The following is an 18,774-nucleotide window of genomic DNA, read 5'->3' on the forward strand; positions in this document are numbered from 1 at the left end:
GCTGGATTTTATAATGAAGTTAGCCACTTAGGCTAACCCACAAAAAAAACGCCATGTGAATTTCATGTTATATTGAAGTTACCGCTAACTCTCAATAGACAGGATGAATTCACATGACGCACTCTAACGATAACATATCAGCACGTAAGGGAAAACACTTATCTCATTCAGAACGTTCTCAAATTGCTATTTTAAAGACTCAGAAGTACTCCAATCGTCAAATTGCAAAGGCATTAGGATGTGCCCCGCAAACCATTAATAGCGAAATCTGTCGTGGAACCATTACGCAACTTAATCGGCAAAAACAAAACGGTAAAGTTTACGACTACTATACAACTCTCTACGATCCCGATGCCGGACAAGCAGCTTACGATAAACTACGGTTGAACTGTGGCCGTCGGCCAAAATGGGCTGATACGGATGCCTTTATTGAGTGGGCAGATGATAAATTGTTACAGGAAAAGTGGTCTCCAGATGTAGTCATTGGATTTGCGAAGACACATGACTTGTTTGACTCATCTATTATTCCCTGTACAACGACGCTCTATGGATGGATTGACAAAGGCATTATGAGAACAAAGAATATGGATCTACTCGAAAAACTATCGCGTAAACCAAAAGATACTACTTATAGAAGCCGAAGAAACAAGCGAATGCTAGGCCAATCTATTGAACAAAGACCCGCAGAAATTGATAACCGGCAGACCTTTGGTCACTGGGAAGTTGATACAGTTGTTGGAAACAAAACAAAAACCGATTCGGTTTTATTGACGTTAGTTGAACGTCAAACACGCTTTGAAATCATCCTTAAACTCAATGGTAAAGATATAGAATCTGTCAATCAGGCAATCAGTCAATTACGATATCGAGCCGGTGATACGTTCTCTAAAGTATTTAAGACCATCACTTCTGATAATGGATCTGAATTTGCCGGTCTTCATGAGGCACTTCACGAGACACTTGATGTGTACTTCAGTCATCCTTATGCTTCGTGGGAAAGAGGAACAAGCGAGAACCAGCATAAATTTATTCGCCGATTTATTCCAAAAGGAAAAGCTATCAATCAATTTAGTGAAACACAATACTTGAGAATCCAGCAATGGATGAATGACTATCCTCGGAAAATACTTGGATATAAAACACCACATGACTGTTTTGCCAATGCTCTGCGCTCTTTGTCCCAAGCAACCTGAGCACGTTAGTGCTTATCAAATAACAAGTGACGTCTTCCAATAACAAATTAAACAATCAGTTGCGGCTATCTTTTTAAACTAGGTGGCTAACTTAAACTTGAAATTTACAAAAGTATTTAATTTTTATTCAAGGCACAAATTTTTTGAGGGAAACTGGTTCTGAAATTTCATAAGATAAGAATAAAAATATCTTTTCTAGTATCAATAGAGATTAGTATTATATATAAATGAGCTGATTTTTTCTTTAATACATAATGAGCAATTTTTTTGATTTTGTTCACTTACGTTGTATATTTTAGTGTGTTTTTTGTTTTTAAGATCGACAGTATATAGAATGATTCGGTTATTTTATTTTGTTGAATCGAACGAAAAAGTTTCTTCTTTTAATTTTTTAGTGGAGACTTTAAATGAATTTATTTTGATAGATTCATGTACTTTAACGCTGAAATTTTTGCTAGCAAGAGCAACTGTTGACGAGAGAGCGATGATTCCTGAGTTGTTAGGGTACACGTTATATTTTAAATTTGATCATGATTTTTTATTGGTGAATGTTCATTCTGGAGCGGGAGTAGGTCATCCTTGGTTTCTTATTCAATATGATAGAGAAACGTGAAGAATAAGACTACTCAATAAAATCAAAAAAGATAAATTGATCAATTATTCAAAGCACTCTAATAGTTGGTATAAGTTAAAATAAATTCTGTTTGTGAATTGTTTTAGCCGGATAAGGGAGTATAAAAATCTAGAAATAGTTCTGAATCTAGTGAAAATATTTAGTTCATGTTTGATATGTTTTTTATTGCGCAACTTAATTTTAGTATATCCAATTTTGCCCTCGTGATCTTTAAGCCTTTAAAATTGCCTTGTAAGAGATTTAAAGTTGTCAATGAAGAATCTTATCCTTAGACTTGTAGAAAATGGAAGAGAATGCGCTTGTTTTTTTGAAGTTCTATTGAACTTTAAATATGAGATTCTAAATTTGTTTAATTTTTTTGTCGATTGTTCTCTTCTAAGTGTACTTTTTTTCAGGATAGATTATTAGAATGTTTAGAACGTGATTTATATTATAAGAGACGTAATAAATGATAGAATAGTTTTTGAATTTATGTAAGTTAGTAGAGGAATTGGAGTAGGATTTATTCGTTAAGAGAATGTTGAAGAAAAAATGAAACGGACTCTGAAAATAGAAAATGGACAAGTGTTTTGCGATAAAAAAAGAGACTACTTTTATAAATTTCATGACAGAAATTTTTTTTAGTTTCAAAGTTTTAGAACAAGACTCATGTAACCTTTACGAGAAAGCATTTTAGAAATCTAATCAGAACCAATTGAACATTTAAAAAAATAAAAGTAAAGTAAGAGAAAAAAAAGATAGCCATATGACTATCTTTTTTAATAATAACCTGCTTAATACTGTAAAACGTTTGTAAAACAGTGTTGATTTAATAGGCTTTTGATGTAAAACAAATGTTTTACACGAGCAAAAAGTGATATCACCTGTAAAACATTTGTTTTACACTAAAAACCCTTTGGCACAGCCAAAAATAGCACATTTTCAGTCTCAAAACTGAGAAGTGATATCAGGGTTCCCTTATGCCCTTACAATAGCTTTTGATCTGTAGGATTTTTTTCTATATTTCTCTTTACTTTATGTAGTAATCGAGCAAGAAAAGTGAGACTATGTTTGCTCAATCTGATTGTTTTTTAATTAATTTTTAGGGAAAAGACGGTTTAAAATTTGGTCTTGTACAGTATTTTCCAAGTTGAATAAGCTAGCATACTTTGTTAGTCGTTCAATATTTTTTTGTTCTTCGTCTAAATAACTTTCGATCACTTCTTTGACTACGTCGCCCATAGAATGGGTGCTAGAAAGCATATCAATTACGGTGCGTTCAAGGTTGGTGATCGTCACGTTATTGCCTAAGAAATTTTTTACAGTTGCATTCTCAGTTGGAAAATAGGACTCAGTAGTTTGAAAGGTAACGACATTATTTTGGTTTAACTGTTCAGTATCATAGTTTTCAGGTACGATCATATAATCTCTAAAAGGAGAGAATCGACTTAAATTATGAAGCATGACAGCTGTCTCGTGAGAGTACACACCTGTAGGATGTAGAAGTTGTAAGATATACATATCGTCGTAGTCGCTTTCGTTTTCCATGAAAATGCCAGGTTCTTCTTGAAGGATGTTCTTGTTTTTATAGGCTTCTAGTAGTTCGGTTTCAGAAATATTTAAGGACTTGGCTTGAGTAAAAGTAAGAATACCGTTGTTTTTTGTAAAAGCATTTTTCAGATGAATGCTCAAATTTTTATTCGAATAATGTTCTGATTCTTTATTGTGATCTTTCATTTTTTTAAACAAACCTCCTAATTAATCGAAATCGATTTTACCTATATAATTGAACTAAAACTGACAGGGTGTACTTTTTACACTTCCGCTCTACATAAGGAGTTTCAGCGCCTTAAATTTAGATGGGGTGGTACGTAATCCTACAAGACATTAGATTAATCATTGAGTTTAGATTGTAATTGAATAATAGCTAGTCTAATAAATTCTTCTTCCGTTATTTTTTTAAAGTGTGTTCCTTTAGCTTGGAATTCTTCAGCATGTTTTAACTTTAATGACCGAGAGTCTTGCTCGAAAAGATCCAGGTTAATTCTTCCAATGATTAGAAGAGTTGTCTTTTTAGATACACTGTATTGGATCTGCCCGCCTAAGGATCTAACCAAATCCTGTGCTTGTTTTCTAGTCATACTTGCTAATTTCCCTGTGAACACGACCGTTTCATTTCGAATCATTTAACGTCACCTGGTGCCTTTCTATTTATTTTGAAATTGACTGTTTCTAGTCAATTTCAAAATAAACCCATCTTTAGTACGAACCATTGACTGAATTCTTTCTTGAGTCATTATCAAAGTAGAAAAGTATGTATGGATAATTAATAACTTATGTATGCAATTTGAATAATAGTGAGAATTTAGAGAAACCTGAGTTGTCTGTTTGTAAATACAGCATAAGAAAATGAATAAATTATCCAGTAGCCTGTTGTCTATGAGTATTATAATAATTGAAAATAAGAATAAGCCAAAAAATTACCGTTTAACATTTATTACATTTCTCTAGCAGTTCTATACTGAAAAAGGTTCGATTTGAATGAAGTAGGGAAATGTGAAGTACTCCACTTCATCTTAACTATCTTACTTTCCTATACTCGATCTTAAAGCACTATTATATTCCAAGTTGATTCTGTTAAGAGTAGTGAAGGTCCAGTTTGATAAGCAAAATCGAGATCTTATATCTTTGACTGCCTCATCTTAACTTCTACTATTCTTAGTATATTTGACACAGAGTCACAAAAATTGCCGAAAGTAAAAACTGGCTAGTCTAAGTTTAGTGTGATACTAAACTTAAACTAGCCAAACGACCGCATAATATTAAACTCTAGCTTTTATAGGTAAGCATCAATCCAGCTTTTTTCTACTTCTAAGTTAGCTTAAGAAAAACTGTATTATTTCTGAAAATAATCCTACAATAGATGCCACAAACATTGTAAAAGTTACTCTAAACATAGAATTATCTTTCTCAGTAAACATCATACCTAATATAGAAAGAAAAGCTAAAATTATAAAAGTAGGAGAAAATGTATTATCGCTTGTAATACTGTGCAATAAGTAAAATAAAAAAGGAATTACTAGTAAAATATATGCTACGATGATTATTTTTCTTCTCATTATATGAATTTCTCCTTTGACGGTTGTAATATATGGTACGTCAACACTTTTTTAAACAAAAATTATAAGGTGTAAATGATATTTGAGTTTACTTTACTTCTGCCTCTTTAACTGAATATAAGGCTAGTTTTGACCGGCTGATGGACAACGGACTTGCGGACTTTATTTTTAAACTGTTCCCGTTCCCAAATTTTTCGATAATCGATAGGAGATTCATAGTCCAATGATCCATGTGGACGAAAATGATTCCACCAATGGACGTAGTCCATAAGTTGAACTTGCAGTTCATAGAGTGTATGGAATGTGTTGTCGTAGAAAAATTCAAACTTAAATGATTTATACGTGGACTCCGCTACGGCATTGTCGTAAGGGTTCCCTTTTCTACTTAACGAACGCACAATATCAAAGGTGTCCAGTAACTCATCAATGGTGTGGTTGTCGAATTCCTTTCCCCGGTCAGTATGGAACATGTTGACCGTATGTAGGTCTCCTTTAACTGTAGCGAGAGCCTGCAGAACCAAGTCAGCTGTCTTATTTGGTCCTGCGGAATACCCGATAATCTCGCGGTTAAATAGGTCTAAAATAAAATAAACATAGAACCACTTGTTGGCAACTTTAACATAGGTCAAGTCCGTGACAATTACTTTCATCGGTTCTTCTGGATTGAACTCGCGGTTCAATGTATTTTCAATCTTCGCTTGATTGACGCCGCTCTGTTGCGGTTTGTATGACCGTTTATCATATTTGGATACCAGATGAAACTTGTTCATAATACGTCCAATTCTCCGACAGGACACGATAAACGCACGTTTCCTCAATCGATTTTTTAATTTACGCGTGCCATAATTGTTTTTGCTTTTGGCAAACTCTTCAATGATCGCTTGTTCAAGTTCCGCGTCACTTTCTTTCTTTATTACTTCGTAATAATAAGATCCTCTACTGATCTCAAGGGCACGGCACATCGCTGATATAGAATAGTTATGTTTATTGCGTTTGATTACTTCGACTTTCGCCCGAATATCAGCGCCGCTTGCTTTAAAATATCATTTTCCATTTGCAGCTGGGTATTGGCTTTTCTTAATTCTTTCAATTCTTTCTGTTCAGGTGTTAAGTTATCTTTTTCTTTGAATGAACCGGTTTGATTATGTTGACGTACCCATTTGTCAAAAGCAGATACTGTAAGGTCATATTCTTCTATGATTTCTTTTCTTGATTTTCCTGCTTTGTGTAAATCAACAATTTGCTTCTTGAATTCTTCTGTATAAGTTCGACGTGGACGACGAGTAGACATGATAGATTCCTCCTGTGTGTTGTGTTTAGTATACACACCTTATCTTTTCTGTCCAACTGAGTGTAACCTATCCACAGACAGCACCTGAGATGGTATGAGAAATTAGGTGAAGCGTTAGTAGCTGACGCAATTCTTGATCGTATCGTACATGATTTTTACACTGTTTTGATTGATGGTGAAGTTTCTATGCGTGAAAGACATGGATTGAAGGGTGTAAGATAATAGAGCAAGTCATTAACCATAATTGAAAAAACTCTAAATAAATGGAATCCGGCCACTGACAATTACATGTCAGTGGCCTTTTCTCCTCCGCATTGAGTGGATTTATTTCCCGCACTAACTGGCTCTAAACTCCGCATACGCGGCTCAATCTGTTCGCAATATTCATCAGTGTACAGTCTATAAATTTACATTTTTTTAGTTTGTGAAAGCCATAAGAAACACAATTATCTTCGAAAATAATATTTTTGTCGACTATTATTCTACAGGAGAACTCACTTGTTTTCTAATTTAAGCTAAAAAATGACGCTAGTGATTTCTCACCAACGTCATTTTTTACAGAACCAAATAGCTTTTTATCAATTACATTGTTCTTCTTTAAAGTCCACATTTTATATACAGCTAATAGTTTTGCGACAGCTCTTTATCTTTCTTCTTAGTTGATTTAAAGGCTTTGACTTTATTTCTCGTTTATCGTTTACGTGTAAATCTTTTAGAATGGTTTTCGTTATCTTCTTACCTAAAAAAGTGTTGACATACCATATCATCTTTATCACTTAATAGCACTTCATAGGTAACATTGAATGTATGTTTTATACATTCAAATAAATTTAATAAAAATAAATATGAAACAACTCAATAATAATACAGTTAATAATATACTTTTAACTAAATCTTTAAGTATAATTATTTTTTTATTTATTCTTTTTTCTATATTTATTGGAATTATAGAATTTGATAGTGAAAAACTAATAATAGTTAGGAGATAATACATAAAATGGGTAAGTAAACTATTACTAAGAATACCTAAAATTATTGCTATAATAAGAAAAACTATCGAAAATTCGGACAATGAAAAGATGGTATCCATTCGAAGTTTTTTCAAATTAATGACGTTATAAAAAATATTTATCTTGTTTTTTTGCATCTTTAAATACTCATAATAAATTATATATAAACTAGTTAACATTGTTACTACAAATGCAAAGGGTTCATTATAGTTTTTATCAATAAAAACTGAAAGAAATGAAACGAAAAGTAAAAGTATGATGTCGTACTTTACTTTTGTACGTAACAAGAATAAGAAAAAAGGATTGTAGACTTTAAAAAAAACTAAATTAGTTTTAAACGTGTTAACATATTTAGTTTGAATGGATAATAAGTATATATTTATTATCCATAATAACAAAAATAGAAGCGCTAGTATTATAACATTTGTCATTGCTATAATATTTTCGATTTCAAAAGGAAGCATATCCCGAATCAATAGAGCTAAAAAAATACCATAAGTTATCCTGATTATTAAAGTAATGTTATTTATAGTACTTTCAGAAAAGATAATACTACTAATATTATTTATAAGCATAAAAATCGATAAAATACATAAGCAGAAAAAAAATATTTTTATATCAGATAATTTAGTACTAAAAGGAAATAATAAATAGATCATAGATATGTAAGAAATTATAATTTTTCTGTACTTATAATAGCTTTTTATGTTATTTAATCCAACTCTAGGAAAGAAGGAAAACATACGAACTTCAGATTTATTTATTTTTTTAGAGTTAATATTGGCAACACCTAAAATTAAAAGAAAAAAAGAGAGCAATAGCGATAATAATAGGTAGTTAGATTTAACGAAAAGTAATAGTTTTCCTCCAACTAATATTGCAATCAAAATAAAAAGTAAACTGAAAACGTTAAAAAAACCATAAACTTTGAAACGTTCTCTGAATAATTTTAGATCAACAAAAAGAGCTTTACTCAAATAATTCACGCTCCAAGGTACTGAAATTTTTATTGTTACTAAAAGTTTTTTTAACTTTACCATCTTCTAAATAAATGAACTCATCACAAATATCGGCTAATGTATCTAATATATGAGACGATATAAGAATAATTGACTCCTTTTTCAAATCTATAATAATTTTTTTTATTTGATAAATATATTTAATATCAACACTGTTAAATGGTTCGTCTAAAATAATTAAGTTATAGCTATTTAAAAATAAATTGATAAGTGTTAACTTCTTTTTCATTCCTTGAGATAATTCTGAAATCAATGTGTCTTTTTTTTCGTTTAATTCTAATTTTTCTATTATACTTTGTGGGCTTATAATTGAATTCGAGTAATTAATAACAATTGTAATGAACTCTAAAACAGTCATATAATCATATGGATCCAAATCTGAAGGAATAAAAAGTATATTTTCAAATTTATAGTTACCTAGCTGCATTTCTGTATTAGCAATTTGCATTCCCGAAAGAATATTCATTAAAGTTGTCTTACCTGCTCCATTCTCTCCAATAAGACCAATAATTGAATTATCCTTTAACATCAAATTACTAATATCTAAGCTGAAATTTGAGTATTCATGTTTTATTTGATTAATCATCATATTACTACACCACTCCAATTTTATTATTGATTATATATTAAGATAACATTTTAACCAATAAAATAAAAATAAATTAGTTAGGGAAATAGTGAATAAATCCCTAACTAATTTATCAAATTAAGTAAAAAAATTGTTTAACCAAAAATATCTTTTAAGTATCTGAATGCCAAATCGCCCATATTAATTAATTCCCATTTATGAGACCATGCATATTTTACTGCCTTAGTACCGTATTTTGCCGCGAAAGCTAAAATTCTTCCCCACATGAAGATGCACCTCTTTTCTTATTTTTTTGACTATTTAATTAGTCAATTTATTCTATCATTAATTTGTAACACTTGCAATTGAAATTTGTAATATATTAAGTAATGTTATTGTACGTCATATTAATATCATAATTTGTTATTTTAATTTTTTTTATTAATCAATTAGAATAAGTATTGAGCTGAATATATTACTTCCGTGAAAAAAGAACCACTAGTTATTTAAAGTATCGATAGAACAAATATTAATAGCAACTATTAGTTTCTACGATGCAAACGATTAAGTTCTTTTAAATAGAGACCAAATAATAGATAATAAGATATTGCTTAGAAGGAGGATAAATTTAAACCATTAGAAAAGGTAGATAGTCTATGAATAAACTATAAAGGAGATATTATGGAGTTTAATGTTGAAATAAATCATTTAAGTAAAGCCATTGGTAAAAAAAAGATTATTAAGGATTTATCTCTTAATATAAAAAAGGGAGAAGTATTTGGCCTTCTTGGACCTAATGGAGCTGGAAAAACGACGACTATTAGAATGATTGTCGGCCTAATTGGTATAACTTCGGGTAGCGTAAAAATCTGTGGTCACGATGTAAAAATTAATCATAAAGAAGCTTTAGAAAATGTGGGTGCAATAGTCGAAAATCCTGAAATGTATCCTTTTTTATCGGGATTAGAAAATTTAAACTACTTTAGTAGAATGCACAAAGGTATTTCAAATGAAAAAATAGAGGAAATAGTTGAGTTTGTAAATTTAGAAGGTAGGATAAAGGATAAAGTTAAGACGTATTCTTTAGGAATGAGACAACGGTTAGGTATTGCTCAATCTTTATTAAATAATCCAAAAGTTTTAATATTGGATGAACCAACCAATGGGTTAGATCCTGCAGGAATAAAAGAATTAAGACAATATCTTCAAACCTTAGCTCATGAAAAAGGAGTTACAGTGATTGTATCGAGTCATATGCTTAGTGAAATCGAATTAATGTGTGATCGAGTTGCGATTATTAAAGCAGGTGAATTAATAGCGATTGAAAATTTAAAAGGAAAAACTGAAGAAAAATATTATCAATTCAAAGTAACTCCTATTGATAAAGCCCAGGAATTATTATCTAAAGAGTATCAACTATCTAGTGAAGTTACTGAGGGATTGCTCGAATTTCAATTACCTAATTCGAATTTAGGAATACCTGAAATAGTTAAATTATTGGTTGGAAATAATATCGCTATTTACAGTATTGAACCAAAAGAGAATTCGTTGGAAGATAAATTTATGAATCTAACAATGAAATAAGAAGGAGTAAATTATGTTAAATCTAGTGATTAATGAATGGAATAAAGTGTTTTTTAGGAAAAATAACTATGTAACGTTGATCATTATCTTAGTAATCTCTTCCTTATTAAGCCTAATGCCATTATTATTTAATGATGAAGCAGCATTTGAGGATATTTCGTATGGCATGGATTGGCAAGATCAAGCAACGAAACAAATTGATTCCTTGGAGAAAGAGAATACCAAATTATTAACTAGTGAATCAGAGGTATCATTTGTCGATGAAGTTACGGCCAGTGATAATCAAGTTGAAATAGAACGATTAAACTATCATCTAAAAGAAGGTATTAAGCCACCAGCTAATAACAATCTTTATGCTTCTTTAATAGGTACGTCTAGATTGAATATATTGATAGGTATTTTTGTTACGCTTATAGCAAGTGCTATGGTTTCGAAAGAATTTTCGATGGGGACGATAAAACTATTGCTTATACGGTCATACTCTCGCTCAAAAATATTAACTTCTAAGTATATTGCTGTACTACTAATAACTGTGACTTACTATATGAGTTTATACATAGCCACCGTTGGAGTTTCATTATTCACTTCTGAAATTAATCTAACTTCAGAATATGTTTATCTATCATCAGATGGGACGTATATGCATTCTAACTTTTGGATGTATTTTTTAGGGATACTAGCGAGTAATATTGTTTATCTCATTATTATTGCAACAATTGCTTTTACTCTTTCGACGATTAGTAGAAACATGTCATTATCTTTAGGGATAACCTTAGGATTATTATTTTTAGGACCACCATTAATGTCCTATTTAGCTACTAAAACAGATCTAGCAAAATACTTGTTAATGGCTAATTGGAATTTGACGAACTACTTACCAGGGAATAGTCCTTCAGTTGGAGGTATGACGCTTTCTTTTTCTTTGATACTAAATAGTCTTTACCTTGTGTTCTTATTGTCTATAACGTATTATTTCTTTAATAAAAAAGATATACTAGCTTAAAATTTATTCTGAGAAATATAAAACAAACATTCCTTTTTCCTAATAATAATATATTTTATAGAAGTGTTGTAGATGTTGGATAGGTTACATTGAGTTGGACAGATTATGAAAATGTTTCATATGGTATCCAAATAGGATAAACAATCATACAGACCGCTAAAGAGTGGTGTGAATCACGTGAAAATTAAAAACCTATTGAACCGTGAATTCAATCTTGAAAAGTTTATGAAAGTGATCGTCAAGGACTTGAACTATGTCTAGTTTACCAACAAATAGTTTTATGCTTGTTTTATTCTATATCTATTCCACCGCTGTCTTATTGGCTATTCCGCAGGACCCAATAAGACAGCGGATTGGGTTCAGCAGGTTCTCGCTACAGTCAAAGGAGATCTACATGCGGTCAACGTGTTTCATACTGACTGGGAAAAGGAATTTGACAACCACAACATTTCCGCGTTACTGAGTACCTTTGATATTGTGCGCTCATTAAGTAGGAAACCATACGACAATGCCGTAGCGGAGTCCACGTATAAGTCTTTTAAGTTTGAACTTGTCTACGACAACACATTCCATACACTATATGAACTACAAATCCAACTGATGGACTACGTACATTGGTGGAAGCATTTTCGCCCACGTGGATCATTGGACTACTAATCTCCGAATGATTATAGTAGAAGTTGGGAACAGGAACAGTCTGAAATTCAAGACCACAAGTCCATTGTCCAGCAGCCAGTCGCAACTAGCCTGACACTCAGTTAAAGATACTTAAGGAAAGTAACCTTAGTCATTATTTACACCTTATAATTTTTGTTCAAAAAAGTATTGATATACCAGTGTACTAATTAGTCATTTTTTCAATTTATATATAGTGATTGTATATTTCGTTTTGCATAGTTTCTTCGTCTAAACCGATATAAGATAATGTCACAGCCGGGCTAGAATGGTTAAATACCTTCATAAGCAAACTCACATCATTGGTCCGCTTATAATGAAGATACCCAAATGTTTTGCGCAAGCTATGGGGAGACAATTTCAATCCAATTAGATCACCAGATTCCTGAACAATCCGAAAAGCCTGATAGCGGCTGATGGGTTGTTCAGGATTTTTATTGCTTGGAAACAGGTAATCGTCTTCTGTTAACTGGTTGGCCAATACATAATCTCTTATAATCAACTGAATTCCTGCATTTAACTGAAATCGTTTCGGTTTTTTTGTTTTTTGTTCAATTCCAATATACTCTCCATGTAAGACAGTCCCAACTTTGGTGGAGAGGACATCAGACACTCTTAAACCTGTATTTAGCATGAAATCGATTAAGACATATTTTTTAGAGGTCTTTCCCCACAAACTTTTCAATTCTCGTAATTTTTCTTGGTCTTTCACTGGACTCGAGGTACTCATATTTCCGCTCCTTAAAACGCAACATCAAATGTTAAAACGTTGCGTTATTTTGCTTTAAATTCAGTATACAAAAAAAACCTTGAGTAAACAAGGTTTTGGACGCAACAATCTTAGAGATTGTTGCGTTTTTAATTCAATAAAAATTAGAAATCACTGACTAATAAAAATTGTATGCGTAAGAGTAGATTTTTTTTGGATTTACAATTATTGAAAACTTAAATTTTTGTGAGACTAGAAAATGATTATTGATTATTGATTGTTGTAGTCTTTTTTTAAGATAGACATTATAATTTCATCAGAGTATTTTCCATTGTACAGTAGTTTCTCTCTCAAAACCCCCTCTTTAATAAACCCAGCCTTTTCGTAAGCTCTAATACCTCTAGGATTATGACTATAAACTTCCAATTGTAATCTATTTAAATTTAGTGAGTTAAATACGTAATCAACTATAAGATCAATCGCTTCTGAACCAAGTCCAATACCAGTATATTTCGTACTATTCATTGATATTCTAAAAGCGGCGGCACTATTCCGTTTATCAATATCCATTATAGATAACTCACCAACCATTTCGTTTGTTTTATTAAAGCAAATTGCATAGTCTTCTCTAGAGTCGTCTACTATAATTGTTTTTATGTGCTCTTCTATTTGCTCAAAAGTGAAAGTTTGCTGAGTTCCAGTCATATACATTATTTCTTCACTTTGGGTACTTTCATAGTAAATTTTAGTATCTTTTATTGCTATAGGTCTGAGATGTATTCTCTTTGATTTCATTGCTATTCCTCCGTTTTTATACTTTATAAAATAATATGATTACAATATAAGGAGCATATGTTTAAACCGACAATTTAAGTAAGTTCTATCCTATTATTCCATAAAATTTTAGCGTTTACTCATATAGGCGTTGATATTATTTTATGCTTACGGTTGTCTTTAATATATACATTCAACAATTAAGAAATAAACTTGCCATAAAAAGCACTGATTATCTTTTACGAACCAGTGCTTTTTCTTTATTTTTTTGTATACACAATTTTTTTTAGAGATTCAATTGAAAGAAAATATTCTTTCGATAATTGTTCAAAAGTTTTACCATTATTGAACGAGCTTTTAATAGATAAATTTCTGGTATCAAGTTTTTTTCTTTCTCCAGAAACTGTTCCCCATTTTTTGTGAGACTTCTTTTGTTTAGGAATGTAGATAGTTTCACCTTGAAGATATTTCTGGATTTCTAATAACAAATCCTCAGGTAATACAGTGGTTGCTTTTACATATCTCATTTTGCTAGCTCCTTATTTTTTAAAATATAAGGTGCAAAGCTAAGTATTATTGGAAATAAGATATTCTTAAATTAGCGACTTTTTTTATTACTATACTCATACAGAGAAATCGCTCTCCAAAAACTTGGCTTTGCATGAGATGGTGCAGAAAATTTTAATTCAAAGTATTTTTGCATTTTTTTACAACTCCTTAATGTTAAATTTAATAATATATTACGATTATACCAGTAACTAAAATTTCAGGTAGAAAAAAGGCAACAGTTTTATATAATGTTGCGTTATATTATGTAGATACTTGCAAGAGCAAAAGTTAGTCAAAATGAGTATTAAAAAAATACCGTCCAGTTAAGATATTTACCTTAGCTAGACGGTATCTACTAATTCTTTTTTATTTTTAGTTAAATTCAATTAGTGACGCTATTTTCCGATTTTTTTGTAATTAGCTTCCAAAAAACAGTTAAGATACACAAGCCATATATAGTAGCAATTATCCCTTGGAAATAAAAGTTGATAGCTATTGTACTAGCATGGAATACTACTGCGAAAACACTAATATATAGAAATATTTTTACTCTAAATCGTTCCTCTACGATATTCCAAATATTCCATAAAGAATATAGAAAAGTCCCTATCGTTACTATAGAAAAGAATGTTAACAAAAGATCGGGAACACCCATATTAAAGGTATAAATTAACATAGACCACGTTAGCGAAAAAAATAAAGGGATTAATATTTTTTTCATTACTGAGGTATTAGATTCGTTAAGCATATAACTGTTTCACTCCTATTCGTACTTAGATTTAAATGTTTTTACCAAGTACCTGAGTCCGGATTAGGGAATGCCCCGTTCCAAGTCACACCTATATACCAGCCCTGTCCATTAGCTAGAGCTTGTGTAATTTGATAAGTGATAGGTCCGGCGCCGAATAGTCCTAAGGCAACACCTAGAACAGTTCCTACTCCTGGAGTTCCTACTGTAGTACCTAAACCAGCCAATACAGCTACAACTGCAGGAGCCCCTGCTTGAATGGCTGATGAAAGATACATTTTCAAGTCATCATTTGTTAAATACACTTTCCAATCAGATACATGTAACATAGGAGATACTAAATCAGGATTGCCAGCTGGTTGATCAGAAACTTCAATATTTGCATTTTCTTTTTGAAAGTTTAATGTATCATGAAGTGTTTGTATATCTTGATCAGTAAACTTATAATTTTGCTTCAGTTCTATGTCTGTAATTTGAAGTACTAGGTGGTTATTACTGTCTAATTCCAACTCAGAATAGATTGTTTCTAGCTTATTCATAAATTCTTTATCTTCTTGAGTTAATTCTTCAGAAAGATACGCTGGTTTAAAGTTTCCGCCTGTATCTATTTTTTCTAGTTCACTTGACGAGCTTGTACTTTCTTGTGCGTTAGCTATTAAAGGCATGGAAGTGGTTGAGATTACTCCTCCCAATACTCCTGCGACTGCAACATTGGCGAATATCTTCCGATAGTTTGTCATAAGTACCATTCTCCTTTTTTATTAATCGAAAAATAGGATAACGATTAATATTGTCATATTTAGAACCCATATAAACCTTATCTAAAATTTAAAAAATAGTCAAATAGTAACATTTTAAATTAATAAAAGGCTTTAAATGCTATTTTTTGTACTTCTTAAAGATTGAAGTGAACTTTATATTTTATTAAATACTACTTTAACAATTCTATATTATGATACAACAAAAATCAGGAATGTTGCGTTTTATTCGAAATGAAATTATTTCTTCCCTCAATAAATTTTTATAAAATGATATACTAGTAAATGAAAGTAATTTAAAAATTACGAAAGTAGGGTGGAAGATGATAAATGGGACAAGCAGTAAGGAAGATGAATTAAAGGATCAAGAAGCAACTTTGAAATCATTGTCACCTAGTAAAAAAATGAATATAAATCATTACCAAATTTTTCTGGACGATATGTTTAGACTTGAGGACGTATCAAATGTCGGTGTTACTGGACCTTACGGTTCTGGTAAAAGTAGTACTATCGAAAGTTATAAAATGAAAAACAAAGAAAAAAAGTTTATACATATATCTTTAGGAAAATACGATACAGATAACGATGACGAAAAAACGGAACTCAGCAAACAAGAAATAAAAAAAAGCACGAAAGAAATTGAAGGGAAAATAATAAATCAGTTACTACATCAAGTTGAAACGAAACGAGTCCCTCAAGCGTTTGCAAAAGTTAAAAAGAATAATTCTAGTTTCGCAGTATTTATATGGAGTCTTGTAGTGCCACTCATGCTTGGCTTGCTAACGTATGTAATAATGTTCAACTATTGGGTAAATTTTGTAACTACTTACGATTTGTTTTCTAGTCAGAACTTCATTATAAATCCTATGACTAGAGTTGTTTCCGCAATAATACTTGCAATATTTGTAGGCGTTCTAACTTATAAGTTTGGAGAAGCTCAAATCAATAGGACTATTGTTAAAAAGATATCTTTCCGTGGTAATGAAATCGAGCTCTACAAAAACGATAAAAATTCGTTCTTTGACGAGCATTTAAACGAAGTTGTCTATCTGTTTGAAAACAGTGATGCTGACGTTATTGTCTTTGAAGATTTGGATAGATACAATAACCCAGATGTTTTTAGAAAATTAAGAGAATTGAACCAGTTGATTAACAAAAGAATTTCAGAAAATTTAACCGAACAAGAACCTAAAAAGAAGCTGATTTTTTTATACTTGATAAAGGACGATATTTTTGTTTCCAAAGATAGAGCAAAATTTTTCGATTTGATCATTCCTATTGTACCTGTGGTTACTTCAAGTAATTCTTACAATAAAATAATAGATATTTTTGAAAAGGAAATAAGTGAAGAGGGTAATGACAATAGTAATCAAGCAGAAGACAAACTTAGCAAAAGTTTTTTGAGGAAGCTGTCATTTTACTTAGATGATATGCGATTAATCATAAATATCTACAATGAATACAAAATTTATAATGCAACAATAAACACGGCCGACTTAAGTGTAGATAAATTGCTAGCTGTCATAACTTATAAGAACGTCTTTCCTCGTGATTTTTCCGACCTACAGTATAATAAAGGTTTCCTTTATACTCTGATTAATAAGAAAGATTCATTATTATCTAACAAAATAGAGGAAATTGATTCAAAAATCGAAATTAAAGAAGAAAAAATGAAAAATTTAGAAAAAGAAAAGATATCTTCAATTGTAGAGTTACAAATGATTTATCTTCAGACAGATAATATACTTGTAAATAGTAAAACAGAATCAGAGTATGGTTCAAGATCAGTGTATGTACAAGAAATTTTGAATGGGAAGAACCTTACAAAAAAATCTTATAATAGAGATAATTATTATAACTGTAAATTTCAAGTTTAAGTTAGCCACCTAGTTTAAAAAGATAGCCGCAACTGATTGTTTAATTTGTTATTGGAAGACGTCACTTGTTATTTGATAAGCACTAACGTGCTCAGGTTGCTTGGGACAAAGAGCGCAGAGCATTGGCAAAACAGTCATGTGGTGTTTTATATCCAAGTATTTTCCGAGGATAGTCATTCATCCATTGCTGGATTCTCAAGTATTGTGTTTCACTAAATTGATTGATAGCTTTTCCTTTTGGAATAAATCGGCGAATAAATTTATGCTGGTTCTCGCTTGTTCCTCTTTCCCACGAAGCATAAGGATGACTGAAGTACACATCAAGTGTCTCGTGAAGTGCCTCATGAAGACCGGCAAATTCAGATCCATTATCAGAAGTGATGGTCTTAAATACTTTAGAGAACGTATCACCGGCTCGATATCGTAATTGACTGATTGCCTGATTGACAGATTCTATATCTTTACCATTGAGTTTAAGGATGATTTCAAAGCGTGTTTGACGTTCAACTAACGTCAATAAAACCGAATCGGTTTTTGTTTTGTTTCCAACAACTGTATCAACTTCCCAGTGACCAAAGGTCTGCCGGTTATCAATTTCTGCGGGTCTTTGTTCAATAGATTGGCCTAGCATTCGCTTGTTTCTTCGGCTTCTATAAGTAGTATCTTTTGGTTTACGCGATAGTTTTTCGAGTAGATCCATATTCTTTGTTCTCATAATGCCTTTGTCAATCCATCCATAGAGCGTCGTTGTACAGGGAATAATAGATGAGTCAAACAAGTCATGTGTCTTCGCAAATCCAATGACTACATCTGGAGACCACTTTTCCTGTAACAATTTATCATCTGCCCACTCAATAAAGGCATCCGTATCAGCCCATTTTGGCCGACGGCCACAGTTCAACCGTAGTTTATCGTAAGCTGCTTGTCCGGCATCGGGATCGTAGAGAGTTGTATAGTAGTCGTAAACTTTACCGTTTTGTTTTTGCCGATTAAGTTGCGTAATGGTTCCACGACAGATTTCGCTATTAATGGTTTGCGGGGCACATCCTAATGCCTTTGCAATTTGACGATTGGAGTACTTCTGAGTCTTTAAAATAGCAATTTGAGAACGTTCTGAATGAGATAAGTGTTTTCCCTTACGTGCTGATATGTTATCGTTAGAGTGCGTCATGTGAATTCATCCTGTCTATTGAGAGTTAGCGGTAACTTCAATATAACATGAAATTCACATGGCGTTTTTTTTGTGGGTTAGCCTAAGTGGCTAACTTCATTATAAAATCCAGC

Annotated in this window: 16 protein-coding genes and 1 pseudogene; 6 read left to right on the forward strand and 11 right to left on the reverse strand. The window is 31.6% G+C overall.

Translation table 11 applies throughout. The features are described from left to right. The first annotated feature begins 113 nt into the window (after window positions 1-113). Window positions 114-1,193, forward strand: a complete 1,080-nt coding sequence (locus J5J05_RS03545) for an IS30 family transposase (RefSeq protein ID WP_208559143.1) — start codon at window positions 114-116, stop codon at window positions 1,191-1,193. A 1,708-nt stretch (window positions 1,194-2,901) separates the two neighbouring features. On the opposite strand, the gene J5J05_RS03550 is transcribed toward J5J05_RS03545, so the two are convergent. From J5J05_RS03550 to J5J05_RS03565, 4 genes are all read right to left on the reverse strand, one after another. Next, window positions 2,902-3,543: a type IV toxin-antitoxin system AbiEi family antitoxin domain-containing protein gene (locus J5J05_RS03550; RefSeq protein ID WP_208559303.1), complete on the reverse strand. Its 642-nt coding sequence runs from the start codon at window positions 3,541-3,543 to the stop codon at window positions 2,902-2,904. A 155-nt stretch (window positions 3,544-3,698) separates the two neighbouring features. Beyond that, complete coding sequence (locus J5J05_RS03555; RefSeq protein WP_208559304.1) at window positions 3,699-3,992, reverse strand: BRCT domain-containing protein; 294 nt, start codon at window positions 3,990-3,992, stop codon at window positions 3,699-3,701. 690 nt (window positions 3,993-4,682) lie between these two features. Then, window positions 4,683-4,925, reverse strand: a complete 243-nt coding sequence (locus tag J5J05_RS03560) for a hypothetical protein (RefSeq protein ID WP_208559305.1) — start codon at window positions 4,923-4,925, stop codon at window positions 4,683-4,685. A 107-nt stretch (window positions 4,926-5,032) separates the two neighbouring features. Further along, window positions 5,033-6,216, reverse strand: a protein-coding gene (locus J5J05_RS03565; RefSeq protein ID WP_425270343.1) for an IS3 family transposase whose coding sequence is annotated in 2 segments (ribosomal slippage) — window positions 5,033-5,931 and window positions 5,931-6,216 — 1,185 coding nt in all. Because the reading frame shifts where the segments join, the coding sequence is not laid out codon by codon here. 90 nt (window positions 6,217-6,306) lie between these two features. On the opposite strand from J5J05_RS03565, the pseudogene J5J05_RS12730 reads away from it, so the two are divergent. Continuing rightward, window positions 6,307-6,438 (forward strand): annotated as a pseudogene (locus J5J05_RS12730) (ATP-binding protein); the annotation flags it as partial. Between the two features lie 1,757 nt (window positions 6,439-8,195). Here the strand turns inward: J5J05_RS12730 and J5J05_RS03570 are convergent. Both J5J05_RS03570 and J5J05_RS03575 read right to left on the reverse strand, forming a co-directional pair. Then, window positions 8,196-8,834, reverse strand: a complete 639-nt coding sequence (locus J5J05_RS03570; protein ID WP_208559306.1) for an ATP-binding cassette domain-containing protein — start codon at window positions 8,832-8,834, stop codon at window positions 8,196-8,198. 134 nt (window positions 8,835-8,968) lie between these two features. After that, window positions 8,969-9,100: an aureocin A53 family class IId bacteriocin gene (locus J5J05_RS03575; protein WP_208559307.1), complete on the reverse strand. Its 132-nt coding sequence runs from the start codon at window positions 9,098-9,100 to the stop codon at window positions 8,969-8,971. A 394-nt stretch (window positions 9,101-9,494) separates the two neighbouring features. Here J5J05_RS03575 and J5J05_RS03580 point away from each other — a divergent pair, with 394 nt between their 5' ends. From J5J05_RS03580 to J5J05_RS03590, 3 genes are all read left to right on the forward strand, one after another. Beyond that, the gene (locus tag J5J05_RS03580; protein WP_208559308.1) at window positions 9,495-10,397 is read left to right on the forward strand and encodes an ABC transporter ATP-binding protein; all 903 of its coding nucleotides are present in this window, start codon (window positions 9,495-9,497) and stop codon (window positions 10,395-10,397) included. A 13-nt stretch (window positions 10,398-10,410) separates the two neighbouring features. Then, entirely contained in the window at window positions 10,411-11,400 is a 990-nt protein-coding gene (locus tag J5J05_RS03585; RefSeq protein ID WP_208559309.1) for an ABC transporter permease, read from the forward strand. A gap of 405 nt (window positions 11,401-11,805) precedes the next feature. After that, window positions 11,806-12,057, forward strand: a complete 252-nt coding sequence (locus J5J05_RS03590) for an IS3 family transposase (RefSeq protein WP_208559310.1) — start codon at window positions 11,806-11,808, stop codon at window positions 12,055-12,057. Window positions 12,058-12,262: 205 nt separating this feature from the next. Here the strand turns inward: J5J05_RS03590 and J5J05_RS03595 are convergent, their stop codons facing one another. From J5J05_RS03595 to J5J05_RS03610, 4 genes are all read right to left on the reverse strand, one after another. Continuing rightward, on the reverse strand, window positions 12,263-12,805 hold the full coding sequence (locus tag J5J05_RS03595) for a tyrosine-type recombinase/integrase (protein WP_208559311.1): 543 nt from the start codon (window positions 12,803-12,805) through the stop codon (window positions 12,263-12,265). A gap of 249 nt (window positions 12,806-13,054) precedes the next feature. Further along, window positions 13,055-13,579 (reverse strand): GNAT family N-acetyltransferase, encoded by a 525-nt coding sequence (locus tag J5J05_RS03600; RefSeq protein ID WP_208559312.1) that lies wholly within the window; start codon window positions 13,577-13,579, stop codon window positions 13,055-13,057. Window positions 13,580-13,818: 239 nt separating this feature from the next. Further along, entirely contained in the window at window positions 13,819-14,085 is a 267-nt protein-coding gene (locus J5J05_RS03605; protein ID WP_208559313.1) for a CD3324 family protein, read from the reverse strand. Between the two features lie 811 nt (window positions 14,086-14,896). Continuing rightward, a complete protein-coding gene (locus tag J5J05_RS03610) occupies window positions 14,897-15,595 on the reverse strand; it encodes a hypothetical protein (protein ID WP_208559314.1) in 699 nt (232 codons plus the stop codon). Between the two features lie 341 nt (window positions 15,596-15,936). Here J5J05_RS03610 and J5J05_RS03615 point away from each other — a divergent pair, with 341 nt between their 5' ends. Then, on the forward strand, window positions 15,937-17,490 hold the full coding sequence (locus J5J05_RS03615; protein ID WP_208559315.1) for a YobI family P-loop NTPase: 1,554 nt from the start codon (window positions 15,937-15,939) through the stop codon (window positions 17,488-17,490). Window positions 17,491-17,581: 91 nt separating this feature from the next. Here J5J05_RS03615 and J5J05_RS03620 read toward each other — a convergent pair whose 3' ends face one another. Then, on the reverse strand, window positions 17,582-18,661 hold the full coding sequence (locus J5J05_RS03620) for an IS30 family transposase (protein WP_208559143.1): 1,080 nt from the start codon (window positions 18,659-18,661) through the stop codon (window positions 17,582-17,584). Window positions 18,662-18,774: the final 113 nt, after the last annotated feature.

The organism is Marinilactibacillus kalidii, assembly GCF_017599325.1.
GTDB classification, from domain to species: domain Bacteria; phylum Bacillota; class Bacilli; order Lactobacillales; family Carnobacteriaceae_A; genus Marinilactibacillus; species Marinilactibacillus kalidii.

What these genes read in the sequence shown, in the direction of transcription:
- J5J05_RS03560 (WP_208559305.1), bottom strand. Translation starts at nt 4,925, where the DNA reads ATGAGAAGAAAAATAATCATCGTAGCATATATTTTACTAGTAATTCCT.
- J5J05_RS03545 (WP_208559143.1), top strand. Translation starts at nt 114, where the DNA reads ATGACGCACTCTAACGATAACATATCAGCACGTAAGGGAAAACACTTA.
- J5J05_RS03570 (WP_208559306.1), bottom strand. Translation starts at nt 8,834, where the DNA reads ATGATGATTAATCAAATAAAACATGAATACTCAAATTTCAGCTTAGAT.
- J5J05_RS03595 (WP_208559311.1), bottom strand. Translation starts at nt 12,805, where the DNA reads ATGAGTACCTCGAGTCCAGTGAAAGACCAAGAAAAATTACGAGAATTG.
- J5J05_RS03600 (WP_208559312.1), bottom strand. Translation starts at nt 13,579, where the DNA reads ATGAAATCAAAGAGAATACATCTCAGACCTATAGCAATAAAAGATACT.
- J5J05_RS03610 (WP_208559314.1), bottom strand. Translation starts at nt 15,595, where the DNA reads ATGACAAACTATCGGAAGATATTCGCCAATGTTGCAGTCGCAGGAGTA.
- J5J05_RS03615 (WP_208559315.1), top strand. Translation starts at nt 15,937, where the DNA reads ATGATAAATGGGACAAGCAGTAAGGAAGATGAATTAAAGGATCAAGAA.
- J5J05_RS03620 (WP_208559143.1), bottom strand. Translation starts at nt 18,661, where the DNA reads ATGACGCACTCTAACGATAACATATCAGCACGTAAGGGAAAACACTTA.
- J5J05_RS03575 (WP_208559307.1), bottom strand. Translation starts at nt 9,100, where the DNA reads ATGTGGGGAAGAATTTTAGCTTTCGCGGCAAAATACGGTACTAAGGCA.
- J5J05_RS03585 (WP_208559309.1), top strand. Translation starts at nt 10,411, where the DNA reads ATGTTAAATCTAGTGATTAATGAATGGAATAAAGTGTTTTTTAGGAAA.
- J5J05_RS03550 (WP_208559303.1), bottom strand. Translation starts at nt 3,543, where the DNA reads ATGAAAGATCACAATAAAGAATCAGAACATTATTCGAATAAAAATTTG.
- J5J05_RS03580 (WP_208559308.1), top strand. Translation starts at nt 9,495, where the DNA reads ATGGAGTTTAATGTTGAAATAAATCATTTAAGTAAAGCCATTGGTAAA.
- J5J05_RS03605 (WP_208559313.1), bottom strand. Translation starts at nt 14,085, where the DNA reads ATGAGATATGTAAAAGCAACCACTGTATTACCTGAGGATTTGTTATTA.
- J5J05_RS03555 (WP_208559304.1), bottom strand. Translation starts at nt 3,992, where the DNA reads ATGATTCGAAATGAAACGGTCGTGTTCACAGGGAAATTAGCAAGTATG.